Annotated in this window: 23 protein-coding genes; 15 read left to right on the top strand and 8 right to left on the bottom strand. The window is 60.8% G+C overall.

Annotated features, from left to right (window positions below):
* Positions 1-14: 14 nt before the first annotated feature.
* Positions 15-962: a FecR family protein gene (locus U6037_RS12595; protein WP_322846981.1), complete on the bottom strand. Its 948-nt coding sequence runs from the start codon at positions 960-962 to the stop codon at positions 15-17.
* Positions 959-1,465, bottom strand: a complete 507-nt coding sequence (locus tag U6037_RS12590) for a sigma-70 family RNA polymerase sigma factor (RefSeq protein WP_034152323.1) — start codon at positions 1,463-1,465, stop codon at positions 959-961. Before U6037_RS12590 ends, U6037_RS12595 begins: the two co-directional genes overlap by 4 nt.
* 295 nt (positions 1,466-1,760) lie before the next feature.
* Here U6037_RS12590 and U6037_RS12585 point away from each other — a divergent pair, with 295 nt between their 5' ends.
* From U6037_RS12585 to U6037_RS12570, 4 genes are all read left to right on the top strand, one after another.
* Positions 1,761-3,479, top strand: coding sequence for a hydrogenase maturation protein (locus tag U6037_RS12585; protein WP_322846980.1), 1,719 nt, complete (start codon positions 1,761-1,763; stop codon positions 3,477-3,479).
* Between the two features lie 254 nt (positions 3,480-3,733).
* Positions 3,734-4,597 carry a LysR family transcriptional regulator gene (locus U6037_RS12580; RefSeq protein ID WP_322846979.1) on the top strand — a complete coding sequence of 288 codons (864 nt, stop codon included), beginning with the start codon at positions 3,734-3,736 and terminating at the stop codon, positions 4,595-4,597.
* Positions 4,598-4,708: 111 nt separating this feature from the next.
* Positions 4,709-5,854: a sterol desaturase/SRPBCC family protein gene (locus U6037_RS12575; protein ID WP_322846978.1), complete on the top strand. Its 1,146-nt coding sequence runs from the start codon at positions 4,709-4,711 to the stop codon at positions 5,852-5,854.
* Complete coding sequence (locus U6037_RS12570) at positions 5,851-6,927, top strand: SMP-30/gluconolactonase/LRE family protein (protein ID WP_322846977.1); 1,077 nt, start codon at positions 5,851-5,853, stop codon at positions 6,925-6,927. Before U6037_RS12575 ends, U6037_RS12570 begins: the two co-directional genes overlap by 4 nt.
* 107 nt (positions 6,928-7,034) lie before the next feature.
* Here the strand turns inward: U6037_RS12570 and U6037_RS12565 are convergent, their stop codons facing one another.
* Both U6037_RS12565 and U6037_RS12560 read right to left on the bottom strand, forming a co-directional pair.
* Positions 7,035-7,199, bottom strand: coding sequence for a hypothetical protein (locus U6037_RS12565; RefSeq protein WP_007912545.1), 165 nt, complete (start codon positions 7,197-7,199; stop codon positions 7,035-7,037).
* Between the two features lie 107 nt (positions 7,200-7,306).
* Positions 7,307-7,549: a YdcH family protein gene (locus U6037_RS12560; RefSeq protein ID WP_053120870.1), complete on the bottom strand. Its 243-nt coding sequence runs from the start codon at positions 7,547-7,549 to the stop codon at positions 7,307-7,309.
* A 204-nt stretch (positions 7,550-7,753) separates the two neighbouring features.
* Between U6037_RS12560 and U6037_RS12555 the strand changes: the two genes are divergently transcribed.
* Entirely contained in the window at positions 7,754-8,275 is a 522-nt protein-coding gene (locus tag U6037_RS12555; RefSeq protein WP_322846976.1) for a DUF4142 domain-containing protein, read from the top strand.
* Positions 8,276-8,566: 291 nt separating this feature from the next.
* On the opposite strand, the gene U6037_RS12550 is transcribed toward U6037_RS12555, so the two are convergent.
* The gene (locus tag U6037_RS12550) at positions 8,567-8,830 is read right to left on the bottom strand and encodes a hypothetical protein (RefSeq protein WP_322846975.1); all 264 of its coding nucleotides are present in this window, start codon (positions 8,828-8,830) and stop codon (positions 8,567-8,569) included.
* Between the two features lie 248 nt (positions 8,831-9,078).
* On the opposite strand from U6037_RS12550, the gene U6037_RS12545 reads away from it, so the two are divergent.
* The 6 genes from U6037_RS12545 to U6037_RS12520 are packed head-to-tail and all read left to right on the top strand — an operon-like array spanning position 9,079 to position 14,504.
* Positions 9,079-9,930 (top strand): STAS domain-containing protein, encoded by an 852-nt coding sequence (locus tag U6037_RS12545; protein WP_322846974.1) that lies wholly within the window; start codon positions 9,079-9,081, stop codon positions 9,928-9,930.
* 2 nt (positions 9,931-9,932) lie between these two features.
* Positions 9,933-10,295 carry an STAS domain-containing protein gene (locus U6037_RS12540; RefSeq protein ID WP_007912539.1) on the top strand — a complete coding sequence of 121 codons (363 nt, stop codon included), beginning with the start codon at positions 9,933-9,935 and terminating at the stop codon, positions 10,293-10,295.
* Positions 10,292-10,696, top strand: a complete 405-nt coding sequence (locus U6037_RS12535) for an anti-sigma regulatory factor (RefSeq protein WP_003225570.1) — start codon at positions 10,292-10,294, stop codon at positions 10,694-10,696. The genes U6037_RS12540 and U6037_RS12535 overlap by 4 nt, the downstream gene beginning before the upstream one ends.
* Complete coding sequence (locus U6037_RS12530; RefSeq protein ID WP_322847315.1) at positions 10,693-11,703, top strand: ATP-binding protein; 1,011 nt, start codon at positions 10,693-10,695, stop codon at positions 11,701-11,703. Before U6037_RS12535 ends, U6037_RS12530 begins: the two co-directional genes overlap by 4 nt.
* The gene (locus U6037_RS12525; RefSeq protein WP_322846973.1) at positions 11,696-12,571 is read left to right on the top strand and encodes a sensor histidine kinase; all 876 of its coding nucleotides are present in this window, start codon (positions 11,696-11,698) and stop codon (positions 12,569-12,571) included. Before U6037_RS12530 ends, U6037_RS12525 begins: the two co-directional genes overlap by 8 nt.
* Positions 12,561-14,504, top strand: coding sequence for a response regulator (locus U6037_RS12520; protein ID WP_322846972.1), 1,944 nt, complete (start codon positions 12,561-12,563; stop codon positions 14,502-14,504). The genes U6037_RS12525 and U6037_RS12520 overlap by 11 nt, the downstream gene beginning before the upstream one ends.
* 231 nt (positions 14,505-14,735) lie before the next feature.
* Here the strand turns inward: U6037_RS12520 and U6037_RS12515 are convergent, their stop codons facing one another.
* From U6037_RS12515 to U6037_RS12505, 3 genes are all read right to left on the bottom strand, one after another.
* Entirely contained in the window at positions 14,736-17,369 is a 2,634-nt protein-coding gene (locus U6037_RS12515) for an excinuclease ABC subunit UvrA (RefSeq protein WP_322846971.1), read from the bottom strand.
* Positions 17,370-17,400: 31 nt separating this feature from the next.
* Complete coding sequence (locus U6037_RS12510) at positions 17,401-19,512, bottom strand: hybrid sensor histidine kinase/response regulator (protein ID WP_322846970.1); 2,112 nt, start codon at positions 19,510-19,512, stop codon at positions 17,401-17,403.
* A 134-nt stretch (positions 19,513-19,646) separates the two neighbouring features.
* Positions 19,647-20,336, bottom strand: a complete 690-nt coding sequence (locus tag U6037_RS12505) for a GntR family transcriptional regulator (RefSeq protein WP_016985306.1) — start codon at positions 20,334-20,336, stop codon at positions 19,647-19,649.
* A gap of 140 nt (positions 20,337-20,476) precedes the next feature.
* On the opposite strand from U6037_RS12505, the gene U6037_RS12500 reads away from it, so the two are divergent.
* From U6037_RS12500 to U6037_RS12485, 4 genes are read left to right on the top strand one after another with little or no spacing between them, the layout of a single operon-like run.
* A complete protein-coding gene (locus tag U6037_RS12500) occupies positions 20,477-21,562 on the top strand; it encodes an ABC transporter ATP-binding protein (RefSeq protein ID WP_322846969.1) in 1,086 nt (361 codons plus the stop codon).
* A gap of 1 nt (position 21,563) precedes the next feature.
* Positions 21,564-22,481: an ABC transporter permease gene (locus U6037_RS12495; RefSeq protein ID WP_322846968.1), complete on the top strand. Its 918-nt coding sequence runs from the start codon at positions 21,564-21,566 to the stop codon at positions 22,479-22,481.
* Positions 22,478-23,266, top strand: a complete 789-nt coding sequence (locus tag U6037_RS12490; protein WP_322846967.1) for an ABC transporter permease — start codon at positions 22,478-22,480, stop codon at positions 23,264-23,266. The genes U6037_RS12495 and U6037_RS12490 overlap by 4 nt, the downstream gene beginning before the upstream one ends.
* Before the next feature lie 18 nt (positions 23,267-23,284).
* Positions 23,285-24,337, top strand: coding sequence for an extracellular solute-binding protein (locus tag U6037_RS12485; protein WP_322846966.1), 1,053 nt, complete (start codon positions 23,285-23,287; stop codon positions 24,335-24,337).
* The last annotated feature ends 319 nt before the right edge of the window (positions 24,338-24,656 follow it).

Below are 24,656 nucleotides of genomic sequence, written 5' to 3'. Positions count from 1 at the left end.
AAGAAGTTATGGGTTTATAACCGCGCGTCGATGCTGACCCAGTACGGGTTGTGCCAGGTGACGCGGATCGGCAGCGAGCGTTCCAGCAGTTGCAACGTACGATCGCTGTCGTCGAGCGGATAGAGGCCGCTGAGGCGCAGGTCGGCGACTTCCGGGCTCAGATGCAAGATGCCGCGACGGTAGCGGCGCAGGCTGTCGATGACTTCGTACAAAGGCCGGTCGCGCACCTCCAGTCGACCTTGCACCCAGGCACTTTCCTGACCGTTGCTGCGCTCCAGCGACAGCAGCCCGGCGCCGTTGAACAACAAACTTTCGCCTGCCTCCACCACTTGCCGCGCACCGCCGGCGGTGACCACTTCGACCTGCGAATGGAGCATCACCAAGCGCGTCGCCTCCTCTTTGTACTGCACGAGAAACTTCGTCCCCAGTGCACGCATGCGACCGTGCCCGGTCTCGACCACAAAGGGCCGCGCCGACTCTTTCGCCACATCGACCAACAACTCGCCGCTGCGCAACGCGAGCAAGCGCTGCTGGCTGTCGAACAAAGGCACCACTCGACTGCGTGCATTGAGCGTTAAAGCGCTGCCGTCGGCGAGTGTGAAGTCACGCCGCTCTCCGGTTCCGGTCGACAACTCCCCCGCCTCCGGCAGCCAGCCGTAACGTCGCCCGAGCAATGCGGCCAACAGCGCAACACCGAGCACACTCAAACTGCCGCTGATAAAGCGTCGACGACTCGACGGCGCATTGAGGCTGTGCAGCAAACTGTTGCGCGGCACGTTGCGCAGGCTCGGGTTGCGCAGCAGATTCAGGCTGCCGCCCATTTGCTCGATGACCTGCTGATGCCGCGGATCGGCGACCCGCCAGGCCTCGAACGCAGCCCGCTCGGCCGTGCCCGCCTCGCCCGACTGCAACAACGCCAGCCATTGCGCGGCCTCGTCGATCACCGCTTCGTCCGGCCTCATGCCTGCATCGCCTGATAGCAACGCTTGAACGCTTCGACCATGTATTGCTGCACGCGACTGGTCGACACGCCGAGGCGCTCGCCAATCTCGCTGTAGGTCAAACCGTCGAGCTGGTGGTAGAGAAACGCCGCTTTGGCCTTGGCCGACAGCCCGTTGAGCAAGCGATCGACCGCCAGCAGCGCTTCGATCACCAGCGCCCGCTCTTCCGGAGACGGATGCACCGGTTCCGGCGCCAGCGCCAGGCTTTCCAGATAAGCGCGTTCAAGGTCCTGGCGACGCCAGCCTTCGTAGACCAGCCGCCGGGCGATGGTAGTCAGCAGCGCGCGTGGCTCGCGAATGGCCGTCGGGTCCGGCAATGCCAGCACCCGCAGAAAGGTTTCCGAGGCGATGTCCTGCGCACTGTGCGGGCAACCCAGCGTGCGGCCAACGGCAGCGCACAGCCAGCGATAGTCCTTTTGGAACATCTGCCCGATGATCTGGTAATGCGGGTTGTACCCACCCATGCCTTGCTCCCTGAAACGGGTCCCACCCGCTGCGAAAAACCATCGTTCTGCCGGGATCGTCCGGCTCTGATCAGGCGCGACTGTGCAATAGCCTCGAAGACATTTGAAGTAATAAAAAATCAGCACAAGCAAACCATTGAGCATAAGGCGCTTCGTCGCCGCAGAAATACTGGCTGACAGAACGTTGACCTCGATCACTGGCGCGTGGCCGGTCACTGATTAATCTCGCGGCTCCATCGAAAGCCAGGGACGGCTCACCGAGAGCCGTGGCTGAACCCACTCAAGGAAGAGAAGCATGCGACCTCTCAACATCATTCTGCTGTCGTCAGCGTTCAATGGCCTGACCCAACGTGCGTGGCTGGAACTGCGCGAGGCCGGGCACTCGCCCAGCGTCGTGCTGTTTACCGATGAAAACGCCGTGTGCAAACAGATCGAACACAGCGGCGCCGATCTGGTGATCTGCCCGTTCCTCAAGGACCGCGTACCCCAGGCGCTGTGGAGCAATACCCAGCGCCCGGTGGTGATCATCCACCCCGGCATCGTCGGCGATCGCGGCGCCAGTGCCCTCGACTGGGCGATTACCAACGAGCTACCGAGCTGGGGCGTCACCGCGCTGCAAGCCGTCGAAGAAATGGACGCCGGCCCGGTGTGGGCGACCTGCGAATTCAACCTGCCGGCGGGCCTGCGCAAATCCGAGCTGTACAACGGCCGGGTCAGTGACGCGGCGATTCGCTGCATTCGCGAAGTGGTGGAGAAATTCATCGAAGGGTTCGGGCCAGTGGCTCTGGACTATGCCGATGCGCAAGTACGTGGGCGTTTGCAGCCGAACATGAAACAGGTCGACCGCAGTTTCAGCTGGCACGACTGTGCCCGGTTCATCAAACGCTGCATCGATGCCGCCGACGGCCAGCCCGGTGTGCTGGCGAGTCTGGCCGGCGGTCAATATTACGTTTATGACGCACACCTCGATTCGCGCAATGGCATGCCCGGCGAGATTCTTGCGGTGCATGACGATGCCGTACTCGTTGCGGCGGGCGATCAAAGCCTGTGGATCGGTGCACTGCGGCGCAAACCGCAACCCGGCGAAGAAACCTTCAAGCAACCGGCGCGGCACCTGTTGGCCGAACAATTGGCCGACGTGCCGGTGCTGGACTGGTCGGTTGCCACGCAGCCGTTCAGTGATGAAGCCTATCAACCGCTGCGTTATCGCGAATCCGGCAACGTCGGCGAGCTGACCTTCGAGTTCTACAACGGCGCCATGAGCACCGAGCAATGCCAGCGCATGGTCGCCGCGCTGCGCTGGGCCAAGTCCCGTGATACGCAGGTGTTGCTGATCAAGGGCGGGCGCGGCAGCTTTTCCAACGGCGTGCATTTGAACGTGATTCAAGCCGCGCAGGATCCGGGCGCCGAAGCCTGGGCCAATATTCAGGCGATCGACGATGTCTGCGCAGAACTGCTGACGGCCCGGCAACTGGTGGTCAGCGGCGTCACCGGCAATGCTGGCGCCGGTGGTGTGATGCTCGCGCTGGCCGCCGATATTGTGTTTGCCCGTGCCGATATCGTGCTCAACCCGCATTACAAGAGCATGGGTTTGTATGGCTCCGAATACTGGACCTACAGCCTGCCTCGCGCCGTCGGCCCGGCCCTGGCCGAGCAATTGACCCAGGCCTGCCTGCCAGTGAGCGCGGTGCAGGCGTGGCAACTGGGCATGGTTCAGGAAATCGGCCCGCGCTGCCCGGACGAGTTTTCCCTGTGGTTGCTGCAGCGGGCCAACGGAGTAGTGAGCGATCCGACCTATGCGGCGGTGCGTGAACGCAAGGCGCGGGTTGATCAGATGTTGATCCAGCAAAGCCGCGAAACTGAACTGCAAGAGATGCAGGAAGACATGCTCTACAACCGCAATCAATTTGCCGAGAAGTGCCGCAATTTTGTCTTCAAGCGCAAGGTCTGTGGCACGCCGACGCGGTTGATCGAGGAGTGGGCGCGGGGGCGGTTGACCGAGTTGGCCAGTTGATTTTGGCGGTGACTGCTTTCCCCTCATCGGAACGCCGCCCGCCTATCCCTCTCCCAAGGGAGAGGGAACTGACCGAGGTGTCTCGCGCCCTGCATCGACCTGAAAAATCGGATCGATTATGGATTCAACGCTGATCGTTCAAGTCAGTGCATTGCTTCAATATCCCCCAATCAGTCCCCTCTCCCTCAGGGAGAGGGTTAGGGTGAGGGACTTTTGCCTTTACAATGCCCGACACCTCAAACACCGGCCCGCCCATGGACATCGATCTCGCTCGCACCTTTCTGGAAATCGTCCGTCACGGCAGTCTCGCCGCTGCCGCGCAGAAGCTGTTCGTCACGCAAACGGCGATCACCGCACGCGTGCAAAAACTCGAAAGTCAGCTGGGCAGCACGCTGTTCGTACGCAACCGTGCCGGGGCGAAACTGACGCCCAATGGCGAGGCCTTTGTCATCTATGCCAATCAACTGGTGCAGACCTGGGAAGCCGCGCGCCGTGACCTGCCGCTGCCCGAGGGCTATCACAACGTGCTGCACATCGGTGGCGAAGTCAGCCTGTGCAACCCGTTGATGCTCAGTTGGGCGGCGGAGCTGCGCGAGAAAATCCCCGGGCATGCCCTGCGCATGGAAATTCGCGATGGCGAAAACCTGCTCCGCCAGCTCGAACTCGGTGTGCTCGACGCCGCGCTGGTCTACCAGCCGGAATACTGGCCGGGATTGCAGGTCGAGCAAGTGCTGGAAGAAAAACTGATTCTGGTGCGCGCACCCGATCGCCCCGATCCCTACGTCTACATCGACTGGGGCCCGGACTTCCGCCGCCAACACGACGCTGCCCTGCCGGAAAAAGCCAAAGCGGCGCTGAGTTTCAATCTCGGCCCGCTGGCCCTGCAATACATCCTCGAGCACGGCGGCAGCGGCTACTTCCGCACCCGCGTAGTGCGCACCTATCTGGAAAGCGGCGCTCTCGAAGCGGTGACCAAAGCCCCGGAATTCGGCTATCCGACCTACCTCGTCTACTCACGCGATCGCGATTCGGCGACGCTGCAGCAAGCTTTCAATCTGCTGCGCGAAGTGATCCGCACCGATGACGATTGGTCGCAGCGCTGGAATCCTCTGAGCTGAAGCGGCGGCTTTGCACCGGAGCATGGCGCATGTGACACCGAGGTGCGGCCTGCACAAACGGCCGGATCGGCTAATCTGCCGGGTATAACAACAATCCCCGCAGGTGATGCAGTGAGGCAGACCACCGAGGCATTTCGCAGCCGCTACCGCGCGGCCATTCATCCGCTGTACAACCCGTGGCTGCACGGTGCGTTCGTGCTGCTGTTCGGCGCGCTGGCCATCGGCGCATTCTGGAGCAGCGTGCAGCAGGTCAGTCTGCTGGAGTGGCTGACGGTGCCGCTGACCCTGCTCTTCTTCAACTTCGGCGTGTACATGGTCCACCGCCATCTCGGCCACCACAAAAAGACCTTCGCGAAAATGTTCTATGCCCGGCATGCGGGCGATCATCACAGCTTCTTCACCCCCGGCCACATGACCTACGACAGCGCCCGCGACTGGCGGGTGATTCTGTTCCCGGCGTGGCTGATCGTGCTGCACACACTGGTGGTTACCCTGCCGCTGTGGTGGTTGTTCGCACACGCCAACGCCAACGTCGCCGGGTTGTTCGGTGGCTGCATGGTTCTCGGTTATCTGACTTACGAAGTGTTCCATGCCTGCGAACACCTGCCGCCGCACAACCCGCTGACGCGCCTGCCATGGATCCGCCAGATGCGCCGCTTGCACGAGCTGCATCACCGCCGCGAGCGCATGCAGGAACGCAATTTCAACATCGTCCTGCCACTGATGGACTACCTGTTCGGCACCCTGTACTGGGAGCCGGAAACCGCCCCTCTGAGTTATTCGAGAATGCCCATGACCCGCATGCAGCACACCATCGATATCGCTGGCGAACCCATTGCCGTGCTTGCCTATGCCGCCAGCGTCGGGCGCTGGCCGGAGTGGCACCCGTCATCGCTGAAAATCGACGGGCCACACGGCCCGCTGCATGCCGGCACGCGCTTTGAAGAGGATATTCACGCCGGCGGCCGTGAAGGCCACTTGAGCTGGGAAGTCACCGAGTATTTGCCCGGTCGGCGCTGGTGCGCGCGGGCGCAAGGTGATCACGGATTGTCGTTGCTGCTGACCTATGAATGCGGCGCCGAGGGGAACGGCACGCGATTTGTGCGCACGCTGGATTATCGCTTCGCCGGGCTGGGCATGCGCATCGCCAATCACTTGCTGCTCAAACGCCGCATCGAGCGCGAATCTGCCGCGTCGATGCTGGCGCTGCGTGACATGGCCGCGCAATACCTGTCATCGGCGAGGGCCAGCGCGTGAAGCTGCGACATCTGCTATTGCTGGTGGTGCTCATCGTCATCGGGTTTTTATCGTTGATGCCGACCAAAGTCGAACCCGTAGCCTGGACGCCGCCGCCAGCACCATCGCTGACAGAAGGCATTTATGCCGAGAACCAGAAACTCAAAGCCGCAGTGCAGGTCGGGCCGAGCGACATCGAAGGGCCGGAAGCCTTGCTGCTGGAGAGTGACTTCTTGATCACTGGGCTGCACGACGGCCGACTGATCCGTACCAGCCTCGACGGCCAGCAACGCAAAGTGCTGGCCGACACCGGTGGTCGCCCGCTGGGCCTGGCTCGCCATCCGAACGGCTTGCTGGTGATCGCCGACGGGGTCAAGGGCTTGTTGTCCCTTGATGCGCAGGGTCAGTTGATTCCCCTGACCACGGCGGCCAACGGTCTGGCATTTGGTTTTACCGATGACGTGGCCATCGACAAGTCCGGGCACTACGCCTACTTCAGCGATGCTTCCAGCCGTTGGGGTTACGGCCATGACGGCGAAGCGATCATCGAACATGGCGGCGACGGACGCCTGCTGCGTTATGACTTTCAGAGCGGTAAAACCAGCGTGCTGCTGGACAGACTGGAGTTTGCCAACGGCGTGACCCTCGGCCCGGACGACGCCTATGTGCTGGTCAACGAAACCGGCGCCTACCGCATCAGCCGTTACTGGCTGAGCGGGCCGAAAGCTGGCACTCATGACCTGTTCATCGACAACTTGCCGGGGCTGCCGGACAACCTCGCGTTCAATGGCAGCAACCGGTTCTGGGTGGCGTTGTATGCGCCGCGCAATGCTTTGCTCGACGGCACTGCGGGGCATCCGTTCGTGCGCAAGATGATCGTGCGGGCGCTGACGGTTTTACCGAAACCGGTGGAGAAACGCGGGTTTGTGCTGGGCCTGGATCTGGAGGGCAAGGTGATCGCCAATCTGCAGGATGCGAGCGGTGGCAATTATTCGCCGATTACCACGGTGCGCGAGTATGGGCCGTGGTTGTACTTTGGCTCGTTGAAAGCCACGCATATGGCGCGGATGCCACTGGATGCGGCCCTGAAGTGAATCTGAAAGTTTTGTGTTGAAGGGGCTGACGCCATCGCGAGCAGGCTCACTCCTACAGGGGAATGCGTTTCAACTGTGGGAGCGAGCCTGCTCGCGAATGCGGTCTGTCAGTTACTCGATTTATCGAACTTGTCCGGATCTTCGTCTTCAGGCAGATCCTCATCCGGCTCTTCGGGATTGGCCGTGGTATGCGCCGGGCTGTTGGGTTCGGGATGCGTGGGAACCGGGTCGAATGCGCCCTGCTCTTCACTGGGGAATTTGGGATCGTTCATAAGGCACCTCGCAATGAGTCGGATGGAAGACTCTGTACATTCGAGGTGCCGGTCGTGGCTGTCGTTCCAGTCAATCCGCAACCGTAGGTCGGCGGATCAATGGGCCATCAGGATCGCGCCTGTAGTTGCTCGACGATCTTGTCCTTGACCTGCAAGCGCTTCTCTTTGAGTTTTTTCAGCGTGTCATCGCTGGGTGCATCCGAGGTGGCTGTCTCGGCCTTGACCACGTCGGCGTCCGCCTGGGAATACTTGTTGATCAGTGCGTCCAGATGTGGATCCGCGGTGCGTTTTTGCTGGATCTCTTCCTTCGTAAGCTTCAAATCCTGTAACAGATCATGGGTCACCGGCATGGAACACCTCCGTCAGTTGATCGGCAGCCAGCACGACCGATGCGCTGGCCCGTTATCAGAATGGCCTTGGTTGAGCCGTTCTGTCGACCACCTGTCAGACCAGCGGTGGCCGTTCGTCGCCCTGTCGCAAATGCGATAAAACCTTTATTCGCAGCGTTGCCTCCATTGGATAACCCCAACAAAAAACTGCGTGGAGATACACCAATGGACGGATTCAACCTGCGTCATCTGGTTTTGGCTGTCGCTTTGAGCAGCGGCATGGGCAGTGCTTTCGCCGCCACGGACAACAACTTTGTCGATAACGCCGCTGCCGGTGGCATTGCCGAAATCGAAACCAGTCGTTTAGCCCTGGAAAAGAGCCAATCGGCGGACATCAAGGCGTTCGCCAACATGATGATCACCGATCACGGTAAAGCCAACGATGAACTGGCGACCATTGCCAAGGCCAATGACATCGAGGTCCCGGACACCACAACGCTGGTCAAACAGGCCAAGGAAAAAATCCTTGAAGTGCGTGATGAGTCTTTCGACGCGGCGTACGCCAACAATCAGGTGAAGGCGCACGAAGAGACCATCGAGCTGTTCAAGAAACAAGCCAATACTGTGACCGATGACAAGGTCAAAGGCGCTCCTGAACTGAAGGCCTTTGCGCAGAAAATGCTGCCGGCGCTGGAGAAACACCTCGCGGCTGCCAAAGAATTGCAGGCCAAGCATCCGAGCAAGTAAAAGCTTTACCCTCACCCCAGCCCTCTCCCGGAGGGAGAGGGAGCCGACCGAGGTGGATGTTCGAGTTACGCCGACTTGAAAATCTTGAGTCGAACTCAGGCTCTGAACAGTCCCTGACTTGAAATCTCGAGTTGAACCTGATTTTTGAAAAGCACCGAGATCGGCTCCCTTCCCCCTCGCCCCCTTGGGGGAGAGGGCTGGGGTGAGGGGGATCGATCTCAGCCACACCACCAGACTCCAGCGAAAAAAAGGCCGCATCCATAAGATGCGGCCTTGTCATATCCGCCGAAATCAACCGCCATCCGTATCAATATCGGCATCCGTATCCTCCCCCGGTTTCGCCCGATCCGGCTGCGGTTCGAAGCCCGGACTGAACTCATTGTCGTTATCCGTGTGCTGGTTCTTCTGATCCACCGCCGGGTCGGCACTCTGCGCCTGACCGTCATCGCCCTGCTGCTGCGTCGGTGCCGGCTGCCCCGGCACCTGCGGGTCGATCGCCGGATCATTGCGATTGATCGGTTCGCCAGATTGGCTCTGCTTCGTTTGCTCGTTCATGGCCACCTCGTTGGTCAAACACCCCCGGCGCACATCCGCCGGGTGTCAAAGATTCGAAGCCTGCCGCGCGCCAACGTTCAAAACATCGCCGCTCGCCGGTACGCCGACTAGAGTTACCGGGACGTTCCTTGCGCCAGATCAAAAATATACGTGCATGAACGAACAACTATTTCGAACGGCAAATGTCGATCACTTCGCGGCGATCATTTTCACGATCGCCCCCCAATTCGCGACGGAGCAACAGGCACATGGCAGCACTGCAGAACAGCACACTCGATGCGATGAAAAACAAACAAGCACAACTGCTGAGTGAATGGGTCAACGGACTGGAAGCCAGCGGTGCCACGCGCAATCTGAAAGACCACGACATACAGCAACAAACCGGCGAATTCCTGCAACTGGTGATCAGTGGTCTGCAAAACGACAACGGCACCAATGTGGCCGCGCCGGGCTGGGAAACCACCCGTCAGTTCCTCGAAAAACTGTCCCACAGCCGCGCCCTGCTCGGTCAGGATTCGCAACAGACCGCCAGTTTTATCTTCGCCCTCAAAGGCCCGTTGTTTAACCTGCTGCAGAGCCATTACAAAGATCAGCCTGCGCTGCTCGCCGAACAACTCTGGGAAATCTCCGAGCTGCTCGACGCCTTCGGCATGCACACCATCCGCACCTTCCAGAAATCCCGCGAAGCGGTGATCAAGCGTCAGCAGGAAGAACTGCTGGAGCTGTCGACCCCGGTGGTCAAGCTGTGGGACGGCGTGCTCGCGCTGCCGATGATCGGCACCCTCGACTCGCAGCGCACGCAAGTGGTGATGGAGTCGCTGCTGCAACGCATCGTCGACACGGGTTCGGAAATCGCCATCATCGACATCACCGGCGTGCCGACCGTCGATACCCTCGTCGCCCAGCACCTGTTGAAAACCGTCACCGCGATCCGCCTGATGGGCGCCGACTGCATCATCAGCGGTGTGCGTCCGCAAATCGCGCAAACCATCGTCCACCTCGGTCTCGACCTGCAAGGCGTGGTGACCAAGGCCAATCTGGCCGACGCATTGAAACTGGCCCTGACCCGTCTGGGTGTCAGCCTCGTCAAGACGGTATAAGCATGGAACGTATCCCGATTCTCCAGATGGGCAAGTTCCTGCTGGTGACCATTCAGGTCGATATGCATGACCAGCTCGCCCTCACCCTGCAGGACGACTTGTCCGAGCGCATCAGCAAGACCTCGGCGCGGGGCGTGCTGATCGACATCTCGGCGCTGGACATGGTCGACTCGTTCATTGGCCGGATGATCAGCACGATCTCCGGCCTGTCGAAAATCATGGACGCCGAAACCATGCTGGTCGGCATGCAGCCGGCGGTGGCGATCACCCTGGTCGAACTCGGCCTGACCCTGCCCGGGGTCAGCACGGCATTGAACGTCGAGCGCGGGATGAAGCTGTTGCAGGAACGAGTAGACCGGCAATGACCGTTCGCAGCAGCGGTACTCAACCCATTCACATCGAGCAGGATGTCGTGCTCGCGCGCCAGACAGCACGCAAACTGGCCACCGAATGCGGCATGCGCCTGATCGACCTGACGAAAATGGTCACGGCGGTCAGCGAACTGGCGCGCAACACCATGGTTTACGGGGGCGGCGGCGACATGGACTGGCAGATTCTCGATGAGGATCACAAGGTCGGTCTGCGCCTGACGTTTCGTGATGAAGGGCCGGGCATCGCCGACATCAAGCTGGCGATGACCGATGGCTGGACGTCCGGCAGCGGCATGGGGCTGGGCCTGACCGGCGCAAAACGGCTGGTCGAAGAGTTCGAACTCGACACCGAGCCCGGCAAAGGCACACGCATAACGATCACCCGATGGACATGAATATCGTGGGGACGTTGACTCAGGTTCTGCCAATCGAAGACAGCAGTCAGATCGGTTATGCCCGGCGCACCGCGCAGCAACTCGCTGAACAGCATGGCTTTGATGAGCGCGATGCCGGGCGTGTCGCGTTGGTTGCCACTGAACTGGCGAGCAATGTGCTCAAACATGCCACTCACGGCGCACTGCATCTTCGGGTATTACCACGGCCTACGGGTTTCGGCATCGAGATGCTCGCGGTGGATCGCGCTCAGGGCTTTGATCTGGAGGCCTGCATGGCCGACGGATTCTCCACGGGCGGCACGCAGGGGATCGGCCTCGGTGCAGTTTCGCGGCAGACCGAAGTATTTGACGTCTATGCCGACGCCCGTGGCGCGGTACTGTTGGCGCGTCTTTACCCGCGCACGGACCGCGATCCGGATATCCGTTATGGCGTCAGCCAGCACTCGTTGCACAACGATCCGGCGTGCGGTGACGTTTGGCACCTGAAGTATGAAGGCGCCAGCATCAGCGCGCTGGTGATCGATGGCCTCGGGCATGGCGAGGAAGCCGAACGCGCCGGTCGTGCGGGGGCGCAGACCTTTGCCCTGGCTCCGTTTGCCGATCCGGTGATGCTGATGGAAGACATGCACCGCGACATGATCGGCACTCGTGGCGGTGCCGTCGCGTTTACCCAGTTCGACGGCAGGCGCGACAGCCTGACCTTCGCTGGCGTGGGCAATATTGGCGCCAGCCTGATCGCCGCTGACAAATCGCGCGGTCTGGCCTCGCACCCAGGTATCGTCGGCGTGCAATACCGAAAAGCCCGGCCCTTTGACTATGCTCACGTGAACGGACATCTATTGATCATGTACAGCGACGGCTTGCAGTCCCGTTGGAATCTACAAGACTACCCCGGCCTGGTGCATCGCCACCCCGCTGTGATAGCCAGCGTCCTGCACCGCGACTTCAGTCGCGGGCGTGACGATGCAACAGTATTGGTCGTTGCCCTGGAGGCCGCCCATGGCTGAGTCACCGATTTTGAGCAGCGCCGAACAGACCGCGTTGATTGCGCAGTTGCAGAGCGAATCCGCCGCACTGCGCGAAGAACTCGATGAAACCAATCAGGGCGTGCTCGCGCTGTACGCCGAGCTCGACACTCAGGCCGAGCAATTGCGTCAGGCCTCGGATCTCAAAAGCCGATTCCTGTCCTACATGAGCCACGAATTCCGCACGCCTTTAGGCTCGATCCTCAGCATCAACAGCCTGCTCGCCGACGAGCTCGACGGCCCGCTCAGTCCCGAGCAGCACAAACAGGTGGCGTTCGTCAGCACGGCGGCACGCGAGCTCAGCGACATGGTCGATGACCTGCTCGACCTGGCGAAGATCGAGGCCGGGCGCATCACCATTTCCCCGGCGTGGTTCGACATGTTCGACCTGTTCTCCGCGCTGCGCGGGATGTTCCGGCCGATTGTCGATGCCACTGCGGTGGATCTGATCTTTGAAGAACCCGGCGGCTTGCCGCGCCTGTACACCGATGACAAGAAACTCGCGCAGATCTTGCGTAACTTCATTTCCAATTCGCTGAAGTTCACCACCCGTGGCGAAGTGCGGGTGTCGGCGCGCCTCGAAGGCGTGGACAAGATCCGTTTTGCCGTCAGCGACACCGGAATCGGTATCGCTGCGGAGTTGCATGGTGCATTGTTCGAGGACTTTTCCCAGGTCGACTCGCCGCTGCAGAAACGTCTGCGCGGCACCGGGCTGGGCCTGTCACTGTGCAAACGCTTCGCGGCCCTGCTCGGCGGTGAAGTCGGGCTGGAAAGCACGCCGGGGGTTGGCTCGACCTTCTTCGTGGTCATTCCACTGGCGATCGCTCTGGAGAACGTCGATGAAACGTGACATCCGCCTGTTGATCGTCGACGACAACGTCGCCACCCGCTACGCCCTGCGTCGACGGCTGGAGCGGCACGGTTACGAGGTGCTGGAAGCCGGCACCGGCGGTGAGGGGCTGGCGCTGATTGACAGCGAAACGCTCGACGCGTTGATCCTCGACGTCAATCTGCCGGACATGAGCGGTTTCGACATCGTGCGTATCCTGCGTGCTGACACACGCACGGCGCTGCTGCCGGTAATCCATGTCTCCGCCGCGTCGATCCAGACCGGTGACATCATCACCGGCCTCGACGCCGGTGCCGATGCCTACCTGATTCACCCGGTCGACCCGGATGTGCTGCTGGCCACCCTGCGCACGCTGTTGCGGGTACGCGACACGGAAAATGCCCTGCGTGAAAGCGAGGCGCGGTTCCGCGAGATTTTCGTCAATGTGTCTGCGCCGATTGCGGTGCTTGATGCACATTTGAAAGTGCACGAATGCAACCACGCCTTCGCACAACTGATCCTCGACAATCAGGACCCGCAAACCCTGCGCGAATGCTTTGCCGACGATCAAAGCGCAATTCTCAACGAGCTGCGCCTGCGCCTGGTCGATGGCGAGCGCTGGAAAGGCACGCTGAACATGCGCGTGCAGGGTGAGATTCGTGAAACCGAGTGGCAGATTTCGCCGTACCGCACGCCCGAACTGAGCCTGGTATTTGTCGAAGACGTCACCGAACACCGTCATCGCGAGCGCTCGCATCTGGCCCGTCTGGACGACACCACCACGCAACTGGCCAAGGAAACCGCCGAACGCGTACGGGCCGAGGCGCAATTGCTGCAAGTGCAGAAAATGGATGCGCTAGGCAAGCTCACCGGCGGCATCGCCCATGACTTCAACAACCTGCTGACCGGGATCATCACCAGCCTGGAGTTGATCCAGAAGCGTGTCGCCGATCAACGTCTGGACAAGGTGCAGTTTTATTCTGAAGCGGCGCTGAATTCAGCGATGAGCGCGGCGTCCCTCACCCATCGTTTGCTGGCCTTCGCCCGTCAGCAACCGCTGGATACGCGGCCGGTGGACATCAACGATCACGTGCGTTCGCTGGAAGAACTGCTGATGCGCACCATCGGTGAACGCATCAGCCTCAAGCTTGAGCTGACCAACAAACCGGCGATCGCCCTGGTCGACCCGGTGCAGCTGGAAAGCGCGGTATTGAATCTGGTGATCAACGCCCGCGATGCGCTGCCGGCGGGCGGCAATATCTGGGTCAGCACCTACGCCGCCTATTCCCATGGCGATCCGAATCTGGCCGACGGCGCTTACGTGGCACTGTCAGTGCGTGACGACGGAACCGGGATCGAGCACAACGTCATCGATAAAGTCTTCGATCCGTTTTTCACCACCAAACCGTTGGGCCAAGGCACCGGGCTGGGGTTATCGACGATCTATGGCTTTGCCCGCCAATCGGGTGGCGACGCGCACATCCGCAGTGTCGCCCGGCGCGGCACCGAAGTGACGATCATGTTGCCGGCCACCACCGACCCGACCGGTGCCGACATCCCCCCACCCGTGGTCGATCCGCAAGGCACCGGTGAGCATGTGCTGATAGTCGAGGACATGCCGTCGGTGCGCATGTTTGTCACCGAAGTGCTGGAGGACGCGGGTTATCGCTGCACCCAGGCGGCGGATATCGAAACGGCGCTGGAGCGATTGCAGAATGATCCGTCGATCAACCTCCTGCTGACCGACGTCGGCCTGCCGCGCATGAGCGGTCGGGAATTGGCAGATGTTGCGCGAGGCTGGCGTGACGGATTGCCGATTCTGTTCATGACCGGGTATGCGGAAACGGCGATCAACCGCCAGGTGTTTCTGGGCAGTGGCATGGACATGCTGGTCAAGCCGTTCCAGATCAGTGAGCTACTCGACAAGGTCCGCCGCACCCTCGATGGTGCCTGACCACAGCTTCACAGGGATTAATGTCGAACACAGATCTAATGTAGGAGTGAGCCTGCTCGCGATAGCGGAGTGTCAGCCACAGATGAATTGACTGACCTGGCGCCATCGCGAGCAGGCTCACTCCTACAGGGGATCTGTGTGGACAGATAACGTGTTCACACCACAAAAACCTGTGGGAGCAAGCTTGCTCCGGGCGGCGTTCCGACGAAGACGTCAGCCCTGCCAACACACCTATCGGTTCAAAGCCCGAACCAGAAACGGCGCAGTCTTGCTCTTATTGCTCGCCGCAACCTTCTGCGGTGTACCCGCGACCACGATTCGGCCGCCCTGATCCCCCGCCCCCGGCCCGATGTCGATCACCCAGTCACTCTGCGCGACCACGCGCATTTCGTGCTCGACCACGATCACCGTGTGCCCCGCCGTCACCAGCGTGTCCAGTTGCTCCAGCAACCGATCGACATCGCGCGGATGCAGCCCGGTGGTCGGTTCATCCAGCACGTACAAGGTTGCGCCGCGCTGGTTGCGCTGCAACTCGGTGGCCAGTTTGATCCGCTGTGCTTCGCCGCCGGACAGTTCCGTGGCCGGTTGCCCGAGGCGCAGATAACCGAGGCCAATGTCGCGCAGCACTTCCAGCGAACGACGGATCCCCGGTTGCCCGGCAAACACCGTCACCGCTTCATCGACAGTCAATTGCAGTACCTGCGCGATGCTCAAACCCTCCCAGAGAATCGCCAGCGTCTGTGGGTTGTAGCGCGCGCCATGGCAGGTCGGGCACGGCGCATAGACACTGGGCATGAATAACAACTCGACACTGACAAAGCCTTCACCCTCACAGGTGGCGCAACGGCCCTTGGCGACGTTGAAGGAAAACTGCCCGGCGTCGTAACCCGCGCGCCGTGCCGCATCGGTGGCGGCATACAGCTTGCGCACGTTGTCGAACAGGCCTGTGTAGGTCGCCAGATTGGAGCGTGGCGTGCGGCCGATGGGTTTCTGGTCGACCTGCACTAGGCGTTTGATCGACTCCAGCCCTGAGGTCACCTGGCCGCTGCTGACCTGCGGCGCGTCATCTTCGAGGCTGAGTTCTTCCGGTTCGCTGTCCACCGGCGGACGCCCCAGCTGAGCGCCGACCAGTTCCAGCAACGCCTGACTGACCAGACTCGACTTGCCGGAGCCGGACACACCCGTCACCGAGGTAAAGCAGCCCAGCGGGAATTCGGCACTGAGGTTGTTCAGGTTGTTGCGAGTGATCCCGTCGAGTTTCAGCCACGCCGTCGGCTTGCGCGCCGTTCTAGTCTGGCGTTGCGATTCGGCAAACAGATACGCGCGAGTCTGCGACTGTGCGATCTCGGCCAGACCTGCCGGTGGGCCGCTGTACAGCACCTGCCCTCCCTGCTCGCCCGCCGCCGGGCCGACGTCGATCAGCCAGTCGGCGCGGCGCATGGTTTCCAGGTCGTGCTCGACCACAAACAGCGTGTTGCCGTCAGCCTTCAAGCGCTGCAACGCCTCGAACAAAGCCTCGCCATCGGCCGGATGCAAACCGGCGGATGGCTCGTCGAGTACATAAATCACCCCGAACAATTGCGAGCCCAGTTGCGTCGCCAAGCGCAAACGCTGCAGCTCACCGGACGACAGCGTCGGCGTGCTGCGCTCCAGCGCCAGATAACCGAGGCCCAGATCGGTCAGCGTGCTGACCCGTTCCAGCAAATCCTCGGCAATGCGCTGCGCCGCCAGGCGTTTCTCCAGCGACAGGTTCGGCGTGTGGCGCACATCCGGCGCGCTGGCATGGCCGCTGGCGCCGTGGGCCACGCGTTGCTGACGGGCCTCGCGGGTTTGCGCATGGCTCAAGGTCTCGCCGGTTTCCTCGGCGTGCTCCAGATAACTGTGCGCCGCCACGGGTTTCAAGACCTCGGCCACTTGCAGCAACGACATCTGCGCCAGTTCACCGATGTCATACCCGGCAAACGTCACCGACAACGCTTCACGCTTCAGGCGCTTGCCGTCACATAGCGGGCATGGGCTGCCGAGCATGAACTGCGCAACGCGCTTCTTCATCAGCGCACTTTGCGAATGGCTGAACGTGTGCAGAATGTAGCGTCTGGCGCCGCTGAAGGTGCCCTGATAACTCGGCTCCATCTTGCGCTTGAGGGCGACGCGGGTTTCTTCCGGGGTCAGCCCGGCGTACACCGGCACGGTCGGGGTTTCTTCGGTGAAGAGAATCCAGTCGCGCTGTTTTTTCGGCAGCTTTTTCCACGGGATGTCGACGTCGATGCCCATGGTCACGAGGATGTCGCGCAGGTTTTGCCCCTGCCACGCCAACGGCCAGGAAGCCACGGCACGCTGGCGAATGGTCAGGTTCGGATCCGGCACCATCAGCGCTTCGGTGACTTCATACACCCGCCCGAGGCCATGGCATTCAGGGCACGCGCCTTGCGGGGTGTTCGGCGAAAAGTCCTCGGCATACAACATCGGTTGCCCCGGCGGATAACTGCCGGCGCGCGAATAGAGCATGCGGATCAGGCTCGACAACGTCGTCACGCTGCCCACCGACGAACGTGTGCTCGGCGTGCCGCGTTGCTGTTGCAGGGCCACGGCCGGCGGCAGGCCTTCAATCGAGTCGACATCCGGTACGCCAACCTGATCGATCAGCCGTCGCGCATACGGCGCCACCGATTCGAAATAGCGGCGCTGGGCTTCGGCGTACAACGTGGAAAACGCCAGCGACGACTTGCCGGACCCCGAGACACCGGTAAACACCACCAGCGCATCGCGAGGAATGTCGACATCGACGTTTTTCAGATTATGTTCACGGGCGCCGCGCACCCGGACCATGCCGGCGGGTGCTTTGGAGGTGCGTTTGGAAGTCATCGACCTGCCTTGGTGAAGGAATGTTCAACGCTCAACTACCGAGCACCACGCGAATCATCTGCAACATGGCCTCCGGGCTATACGGTTTGCCGAGCAAATGCGTGTCGGGACTGAGCTGGTGATTGCGCGAGATGATGTCGCGGGTGTGCCCGGAGGTGAACAGCACCGCCACCGGCGGCGTCTGCACTTTGGCCCAGGCGAACAAGTCGGAACTCTTGATCAGCCCCGGCATGACCACGTCGGTGAAAATCAGGTCGACCTCGACACCTTCGAGGAGCATCTGCATGGCCGCATCGCCATTGCCGGCGGTCAACACGCGGTAACCTTCCTCGCGCAGCAACTCGACCGCCGAGGCGCGCACCGCGTCGTTGTCCTCGACCACCAGCAACGTCTCGTGGCCACCGCTCTGTTGCCGTTGCAGATTGGGCGATTCATCAAGGATCGGGCGCAGGCTGCGCGGAAAGTACAACTGCACCCGCGTGCCCTCGCCGACGGCACTGGCAATGTCGACATGCCCGCCGCTCTGTTTGACGAAGCCGAACACCATGCTCAGACCCAACCCGGTGCCCTGGCCATCGGCCTTGGTGGTGAAAAACGGTTCGAACACTTGCTCGAGAATGTCTTGCGCAATGCCAGCGCCGCTGTCACTGACGGCGACTCGGACAAACTCGCCGGGAACGATGCCTTTACCGGCACAAAACTCGCGGTCGAGTTGCACGTTGGCAGCGCTGAGCCCGATGGTGCCCTCGCCCTTCATGGCATCGCGGGCGTTGATCGCCAGATTGAGAATTGCGTTTTCCAGTTGATTGCGGTCGACGTTGATGTGCCACGGCGCGGTCGGCAACTGCACGTCGATCTGAATGGTTTCGCCCAACGCCCGCTGCAGTAACTCACCGACACCTTCGAAAATCTGTCGCGGGTTACACACTGCCGGCGACAACGGCTGGCGCCGGGCAAACGCGAGCAATTGCGAAGACAGCTTGGCGCCGCGTTCGACCGCCGCCAGCGAGGCGCTGACCCGGCGCTGCACATTGGCGTTGTTCGGCTCGTGACGTGCAAGCAAATGCAGATTGCCGGCGATCACTTGCAACAGATTATTGAAGTCGTGAGCGACGCCACCGGTCAAACCGCCAATGGCTTCGAGCTTCTGCGACTGACGCAACTGCTCTTCAGCCGCCAGACGCGCCTCAACCTCTTCGCCCACGCGCTGTTCGAGATTGCGGGTAAATTTGAGCAGGGATTCTTCGGCAATCTTGCGTTCATGAATGTCGATCAACACGCCGGGAAAGCGCAACGGCTCGCCGTGTTCGTCGAACTCACAGGCGCCACTGGCCAGCACCCACAGATAACTGCCGTCGCTACGCTGGACTCGGTATTCGGCGTTATACGGCTCGCCGGTCTGCACGGAATGGGCGATTCGTTCCTGTACCCAGGCGTGATCATCGGGATGGATGCGTGACTCGGCAATGTCCTGGGCCAGATTGTTCAGGTCATGATCCGGCGGATAAGAGAACGTACGGGCGAAACGCTCGTCTGCTGACAATGTGTTGTTTTTCACATCCCAGACAAACGAGCCAAGCAAGGCACCGGCATTCAGCGCCAGACGTACCCGCTCATTGTCAGCGCGGGAAGCCTTTTCGGCGGCCTGACGGCGGCGTTCGGAGTGCATGAATTCGGTGGTTTCCACCACCATCGCCATCACCCCGGCGGGCACCCCGTCATCGTTGGCGATCGGGCTGTAATACAAATCCATCCAGACGTCTTCGGGGACGCCATCGCGCAACAGCACCAGTTCTTTATTGCGGTAAGACAAAGTGCCACCGGCCAGGCAGGTATCGACCACGTGCCGGTTGAAATCGGCGACTTCCGGCCAACCCAGCTCCACCGGCGCACCGAGCAGATACGGGTGCCGACCACCGGCAAATATCGAATAGGCATCGTTGTAGATCATGTAGCCGGCGCGGCCCCAGAGCATGACCATTGGCAGCGGCGACGCCAGCATCAATTGCACCGCGCTGCACAGGCTGGCCGGCCAGGTGTCCAGCGGGCCGAGTTCGGTATGGCGCCAGTCGAACGCACTGATGCGTCCGGCCATTTCGCCTTTCCAGCCCTCACAACCATGGCTATCGGATAAAAACTGCATCGACTGACTCAGTGTCCTTAGGTGGTTGCCCGATAAATCGCGGCGCCATAACGACGCGACGCCCGTCTGTTTCGAGCGTCTTCAGTCGCATTGGTTTCATTAGAGGTATAGCCGATTTCATCCCGGTCTGGAGCCTAGACCCCGATCAGGTGCTTGAGCGGATGGTAGCCAGTTTTCATCTTCGCGGCGACGTCGAGGATGGCTTTCTCGATACCGTTCAAATGCATGCAGGTCAGCTCGATGGCCGCGCTCTGATTGCCCGCCTCGATGTATTCGATCAGGCGCAGATGCTCGTCGTCGCGACACACTTCATGACTGTCGTCGTCCAGTGCTGCGGCGTACAGCGAGGCACGGGAAATCAGCTTCTGGAACCAGTCGAGCAACACCGGGTTATTGAGGCTGCGCGCCAGTTTGATGTGGAACTCGCCGAGCAGATGAATCAACCGTTCGTGATCGCCGGCGGCATGGGCTTCGTCTTCCAGGAGCAGGTGTTCGCGCAAATCCTGCATCGCTGCAGTGTCCTTGCGCCGGCACAGTTCAGTGACGATGCCGATCTCGATCAGCCGACGGGTTTCGAACAGCGAACGGATCTCTTCGTTACTCGGCAGTGACACCGATGCACCTTTATTGGGCTCGGTAGTAACCAGTCCGTCGGCCTCCAATTGTTTCAATGCAGCGCGCACCGACGTGCGGCTGACATTGAATAACTCGGCCAATGAGGCCTCACCCAGTTTCATGCCCGGGCGTAACGAACGCTTGCTGATCGCCTCGTAAACCCCTTGGTAGACGCGGTCGACCGTGGTTTCCAGTTTCTTCTCGGTCATTCGAACACTCCTTTAGCGTCGGGCAACCAGCCCCTGGCGATGCCTGGCCATGGAAAAAGGGGGTTGCACGCGCAGATTAATCCGGGTATTTCTAAATTGCATTCATATATTGCATACAATAAATAGAGGATTGCACCATTATGGGTCAACCAATAGCAATTGAAGTGCGCAACGTCTCCAAACGGTATTCCGATGATCCTGGCCTCGCGCCAGCCCTCGACAATGTCTCGGTGAACATCGCCGACAACGAATTCTTCACCCTGCTCGGCCCTTCGGGCTGCGGCAAAACCACCTTGCTGCGGACCATCGCCGGCTTCGAACACGTCAGTGAAGGCGAGATTCGCCTGGCCGGCGAACCGGTCAACGATCTGCCGCCGTTCAAGCGTCGGGTCAACACGGTGTTCCAGAGCTACGCGCTGTTTCCGCACATGAGTGTGGCGCAGAATATCGCCTTCGGCCTCGAGATGCAGGGTCTTGATCGCAAGTTGATCCCCGATCGCGTCAACGAGATGCTCGCGCTGGTGCAAATGGAGCACCTGGCCGGGCGCAAACCGGCCGAATTGTCCGGCGGCCAGCAACAGCGCGTGGCTCTGGCCCGGGCCTTGGCGCCGAAACCGAAAGTCTTGCTGCTCGACGAACCGCTGTCGGCACTCGATCTGAAGCTGCGCAAGGAAATGCAGGTCGAACTCAAGCGCGTACAGAAAGAAGCCGGCATCACCTTCATTTTCGTCACCCACGATCAGGAAGAAGCGCTGACCCTGTCCGACCGCATCGCCGTGATGTCTGCCGGCAAGATCCTACAGATCGGCACCCCGACCGACATTTACGAACACCCCAAACACCGCTTCGTCGCGCAGTTTATCGGCGACATCAACTTCCTCCCCGGCCAGCTCAAGCACGGCGAACACAACGAAAAACTCTTCGTACCCAACGGCATGCCGATTGAAATCCCTTATCAGCAACAGAGCTTCGCCGGCAGCAGCGTGCAACTGGCGTTTCGCCCGGAGCGCTCGCAACTGGTCGACGCCAGCCAGCCGCATCACCTGCGCGGGGTGATCGAAGCGGTGCTCTACGTCGGCACCGCCACGCTCTATCAATGCCGTTTGAACAACGACATCAAAGTCATGCTGCGCGAAAACAATGAAGGCCTGAACCAAAGCCGTGCGGTCGGCGAACGCGTCGCTGTGCACTTGCCGCCGCACGCCTGCCTGTTGATGGAGGCCTGAGATGAGCGTCAGCAGCACTTCCCCTGCCCTCAACCGTGCGCTGTTGCTCAGCCCGGTGGTGTTGACCCTGCTCGCCCTGATCGCCATTCCGTTGGGGATCATGGGCTACATCAGCCTGTTGCCGCGCAACACCTACGGCGGCGTCGACTGGCAAGCGCCATGGCAACTGCAAAGTTACGTGCAGCTGTTTTTCCAGGAAGGGTTCGACGGTGAACTGGAGCTGAACTGGGTCTACGCCCAGGCGCTATTGCGCTCGGTGCTGCAGGCCGGCGGCACCACGGCGCTGTGCTTTCTGTTGGGTTTTCCGGTGGCGTTGTGGATGTCGAGCCTGACCCCGCGCCGACGCAACCTGATGGTGTTGCTCATCACTATTCCGTTCTGGACCAACCTGCTGATCCGCAACTACGCGTGGCTGATCATCCTGCGCGAACACGGTTGGGTCGCACAGAGCCTCAACGCGCTGTTGCCGAGTGCCGGCGGCATCACCCTGCTCTACAACGACTTCGCGGTGAGTGTCGGTCTGGTCTACAGCTTCCTGCCGTTCATGATTCTGCCGATCTACTCGACGCTGGAAAAACTCGACTGGCGTCTGGTCGAGGCCGCTTACGACCTTGGCGCCAATCGCTGGCACGCGTTGCGACGGATCATCCTGCCGTTGTCGATGCCCGGGGTGATTGCCGGCGCGTTGCTGGTGTTTGTGCCGAGCCTCGGCGCCTTCATCACCCCGGCGATTCTTGGCGGCGGCAAGACGCTGATGATCGGCAACCTGATCCAGCAACAGTTCGGCACCGCGCGTAACTGGCCGCTGGGCAGTTCGCTGTCATTCCTGTTGCTGGCGATTCTGCTGGTGTCGCTGGTGCTCTATGCGCTGTACAGCCGCCGCGCGGCCAAGACCATCCATCGGGGGGCCAAAGCATGATTTCCCTGCACCTGAAGAAACTCCCGGCGACCCGCGAAATAAGCCTGCTGATCCTCGCCTACCTGTACTTGCCGATCTTCGTGTTGATCGCCTACAGCTTCAACGCCAATCGCTCAGCGACGGTGTGGACCGAGCTTTCGTTTGCCTGGTACGGGCGGATTCTGGCCAACCCGTCGATTCAGACGGCGGCGCTGAATTCGATCATCGTCGCCACCATCGCTACGGTCTGTGCCACCGCGATTGCACTGCTCGCAGCACTGGCCACATACCGGCCGTTCTACGGGCAGAAAATGGTCGAGGGCGGGATCAACCTGCCGCTGATCCTGCCGGAGATCGTCACAGCCGTCGCCACCCTGCTGCTGTTCATGGCGCTGGGCATCAAGCTTGGTTTGCTCACGGTGATCGTCGCCCACATCGGCTTCTGCATTCCCTTCGCTTATCTGCCGATCCGCGCGCGGCTCAACGATCTGGACAAGAGTCTGCTGGAAGCGGCCAACGACCTGTACGCCAATCCATGGCAAGTGTTCCGCCGCGTGACCTTGCCGTTGCTGTGGCCGGCGGTGCTGTCCGGTGCGGTGCTGGCGTTCGTGGTCAGCCTCGATGATTTCATCATGACCTTCTTCGTCGCCGGCCCCGGTTCGACGACGTTGCCGGTGTACATCTTCTCGGCGATCAAGGCTGGCGTGACCCCGGAGATCAATGCGATCTCGACGCTGATGCTGGTGATCTCGATTGTCCTGGTGGTGCTGGCCTTCTGGCTGGGCCAACGCGGTAAACAACCATAAATCTGGAGCGTTCTGTTCATGAAAATCAAAAGCATGCGGTTGGCAATGTCCGGTCTGGCCCTGAGTTGTTTCGCCGCGTTCGGTGCGCACGCCGCCGAGCCGAAAGAGCTGTTTTTCTATAACTGGACCGACTACTACCCGGTCGATCTGTTGGCCAGGTTCGAGAAGGAAACCGGCATCAAGGTGACCATGGACGGTTACGACAGCAATGAAACCCTGCTCGCCAAATTGCAGGCCGGCGGCGCCGCGTATGACGTGATTGTGCCGTCGCAGTCGATCATGCAAACGCTGATCAAGCAGGACCTGCTGATGGAAATCGACGCGCCGAGCCTGAGCAATTTCCAGTACGTCAAAGGGCCGTTCCGCGATCCGGGCTTCGATCCGGGGCGCAAGTTCTCGGCGCCGTATCTGTGGGGCACCACCGGCTTCTCCTACGACAGCGCACGGGTGCCGGGCGGCAAACTGGATGACTCGTGGAAAGAGTTCTTCGAACCGCGCAAAGAGCTACAAGGCCAGCTCGCCGCATTGGATACGTCGAGCAGCGTAATCAACGCCGCCAGCCATTATCTGAATGTCGACGAATGCAGCGAAAACCCGCAGGACGCCAAGCGCATTCTGGAATTGCTGCAAAAGCAGAAACCGTTTTTGAAGATGTACAGCTCCGACAACACCGTCGACCGCATGGCCTCGGGTGAAGTGATCATGATGCAGAACTGGAACGGCTCGACCGCCCGCGCCACCTTGCAGAAGAGCACGATCAAGTACGTCTATCCGCGTGAAGGCGTGGCGATGTTCCAGGACAACTTCGCCGTGCCGAAAAGCGCGCCGCATCCAGGTAACGCGAAGATCTTTATCGACTGGATGATGAAGCCGGAGAACGCCGCTGCGGTTTCCAACGCCATTGCTTACGCCAACGGGATTCAGAGCGATTCGCTGCTTGATCCGAAGTGGAAGGTGATGGACGCGATCAACATGCCCGAAGAGTACGCCTCGCGTTTGCGGCCGGAGAAGGAATGCAGCAACAAGGCGCGCGAGCTGCAGGACCGGATCTGGTCGAAGCTCAAGGGTTGATCCGCAACCGCTGCCCTCACCCTAGCCCTCTCCCAGGGGTAGAGGGGACTGACCGAGGTGTCTTGCGCCATACGCCGACCTGATAAACCGAGTCGATTATGGATTCACAGCCGAGCTTTCAAACCGGTCAGCTTTGGATTCACATCTGCACTTTCAAACCGGTCAGCTTTGGATTCACAGCAGAGCTTTCAAACCGGTGAACTTTGGATTCACAGCCGGACTTTCAGGTCGGTGTACTTCTTCAATATCCCCCATTCGGTCCCCTCTCCCTCCGGGAGAGGGCTAGGGTGAGGGAAAAAAATTCAAAGACCTACGAGGT

This window comes from Pseudomonas sp. B33.4, assembly GCF_034555375.1.
Classification (GTDB): Bacteria; Pseudomonadota; Gammaproteobacteria; order Pseudomonadales; family Pseudomonadaceae; genus Aquipseudomonas.
The sequence above is the reverse complement of the archived record's forward strand: the minus strand, read 5'-3'. Positions and strand labels throughout refer to the sequence as shown.

Excerpts from the sequence above, each read along its gene's own strand:
- U6037_RS12555 (WP_322846976.1), top strand. The coding sequence starts at position 7,754 with ATGGACGGATTCAACCTGCGTCATCTGGTTTTGGCTGTCGCTTTGAGC.
- U6037_RS12595 (WP_322846981.1), bottom strand. The coding sequence starts at position 962 with ATGAGGCCGGACGAAGCGGTGATCGACGAGGCCGCGCAATGGCTGGCG.
- U6037_RS12565 (WP_007912545.1), bottom strand. The coding sequence starts at position 7,199 with ATGAACGATCCCAAATTCCCCAGTGAAGAGCAGGGCGCATTCGACCCG.
- U6037_RS12535 (WP_003225570.1), top strand. The coding sequence starts at position 10,292 with ATGACCGTTCGCAGCAGCGGTACTCAACCCATTCACATCGAGCAGGAT.
- U6037_RS12580 (WP_322846979.1), top strand. The coding sequence starts at position 3,734 with ATGGACATCGATCTCGCTCGCACCTTTCTGGAAATCGTCCGTCACGGC.
- U6037_RS12510 (WP_322846970.1), bottom strand. The coding sequence starts at position 19,512 with ATGCAGTTTTTATCCGATAGCCATGGTTGTGAGGGCTGGAAAGGCGAA.
- U6037_RS12530 (WP_322847315.1), top strand. The coding sequence starts at position 10,693 with ATGAATATCGTGGGGACGTTGACTCAGGTTCTGCCAATCGAAGACAGC.
- U6037_RS12590 (WP_034152323.1), bottom strand. The coding sequence starts at position 1,465 with ATGGGTGGGTACAACCCGCATTACCAGATCATCGGGCAGATGTTCCAA.
- U6037_RS12585 (WP_322846980.1), top strand. The coding sequence starts at position 1,761 with ATGCGACCTCTCAACATCATTCTGCTGTCGTCAGCGTTCAATGGCCTG.
- U6037_RS12550 (WP_322846975.1), bottom strand. The coding sequence starts at position 8,830 with ATGAACGAGCAAACGAAGCAGAGCCAATCTGGCGAACCGATCAATCGC.
- U6037_RS12485 (WP_322846966.1), top strand. The coding sequence starts at position 23,285 with ATGAAAATCAAAAGCATGCGGTTGGCAATGTCCGGTCTGGCCCTGAGT.
- U6037_RS12545 (WP_322846974.1), top strand. The coding sequence starts at position 9,079 with ATGGCAGCACTGCAGAACAGCACACTCGATGCGATGAAAAACAAACAA.
- U6037_RS12490 (WP_322846967.1), top strand. The coding sequence starts at position 22,478 with ATGATTTCCCTGCACCTGAAGAAACTCCCGGCGACCCGCGAAATAAGC.
- U6037_RS12500 (WP_322846969.1), top strand. The coding sequence starts at position 20,477 with ATGGGTCAACCAATAGCAATTGAAGTGCGCAACGTCTCCAAACGGTAT.
- U6037_RS12520 (WP_322846972.1), top strand. The coding sequence starts at position 12,561 with ATGAAACGTGACATCCGCCTGTTGATCGTCGACGACAACGTCGCCACC.
- U6037_RS12560 (WP_053120870.1), bottom strand. The coding sequence starts at position 7,549 with ATGCCGGTGACCCATGATCTGTTACAGGATTTGAAGCTTACGAAGGAA.
- U6037_RS12525 (WP_322846973.1), top strand. The coding sequence starts at position 11,696 with ATGGCTGAGTCACCGATTTTGAGCAGCGCCGAACAGACCGCGTTGATT.
- U6037_RS12505 (WP_016985306.1), bottom strand. The coding sequence starts at position 20,336 with ATGACCGAGAAGAAACTGGAAACCACGGTCGACCGCGTCTACCAAGGG.
- U6037_RS12540 (WP_007912539.1), top strand. The coding sequence starts at position 9,933 with ATGGAACGTATCCCGATTCTCCAGATGGGCAAGTTCCTGCTGGTGACC.
- U6037_RS12495 (WP_322846968.1), top strand. The coding sequence starts at position 21,564 with ATGAGCGTCAGCAGCACTTCCCCTGCCCTCAACCGTGCGCTGTTGCTC.
- U6037_RS12515 (WP_322846971.1), bottom strand. The coding sequence starts at position 17,369 with ATGACTTCCAAACGCACCTCCAAAGCACCCGCCGGCATGGTCCGGGTG.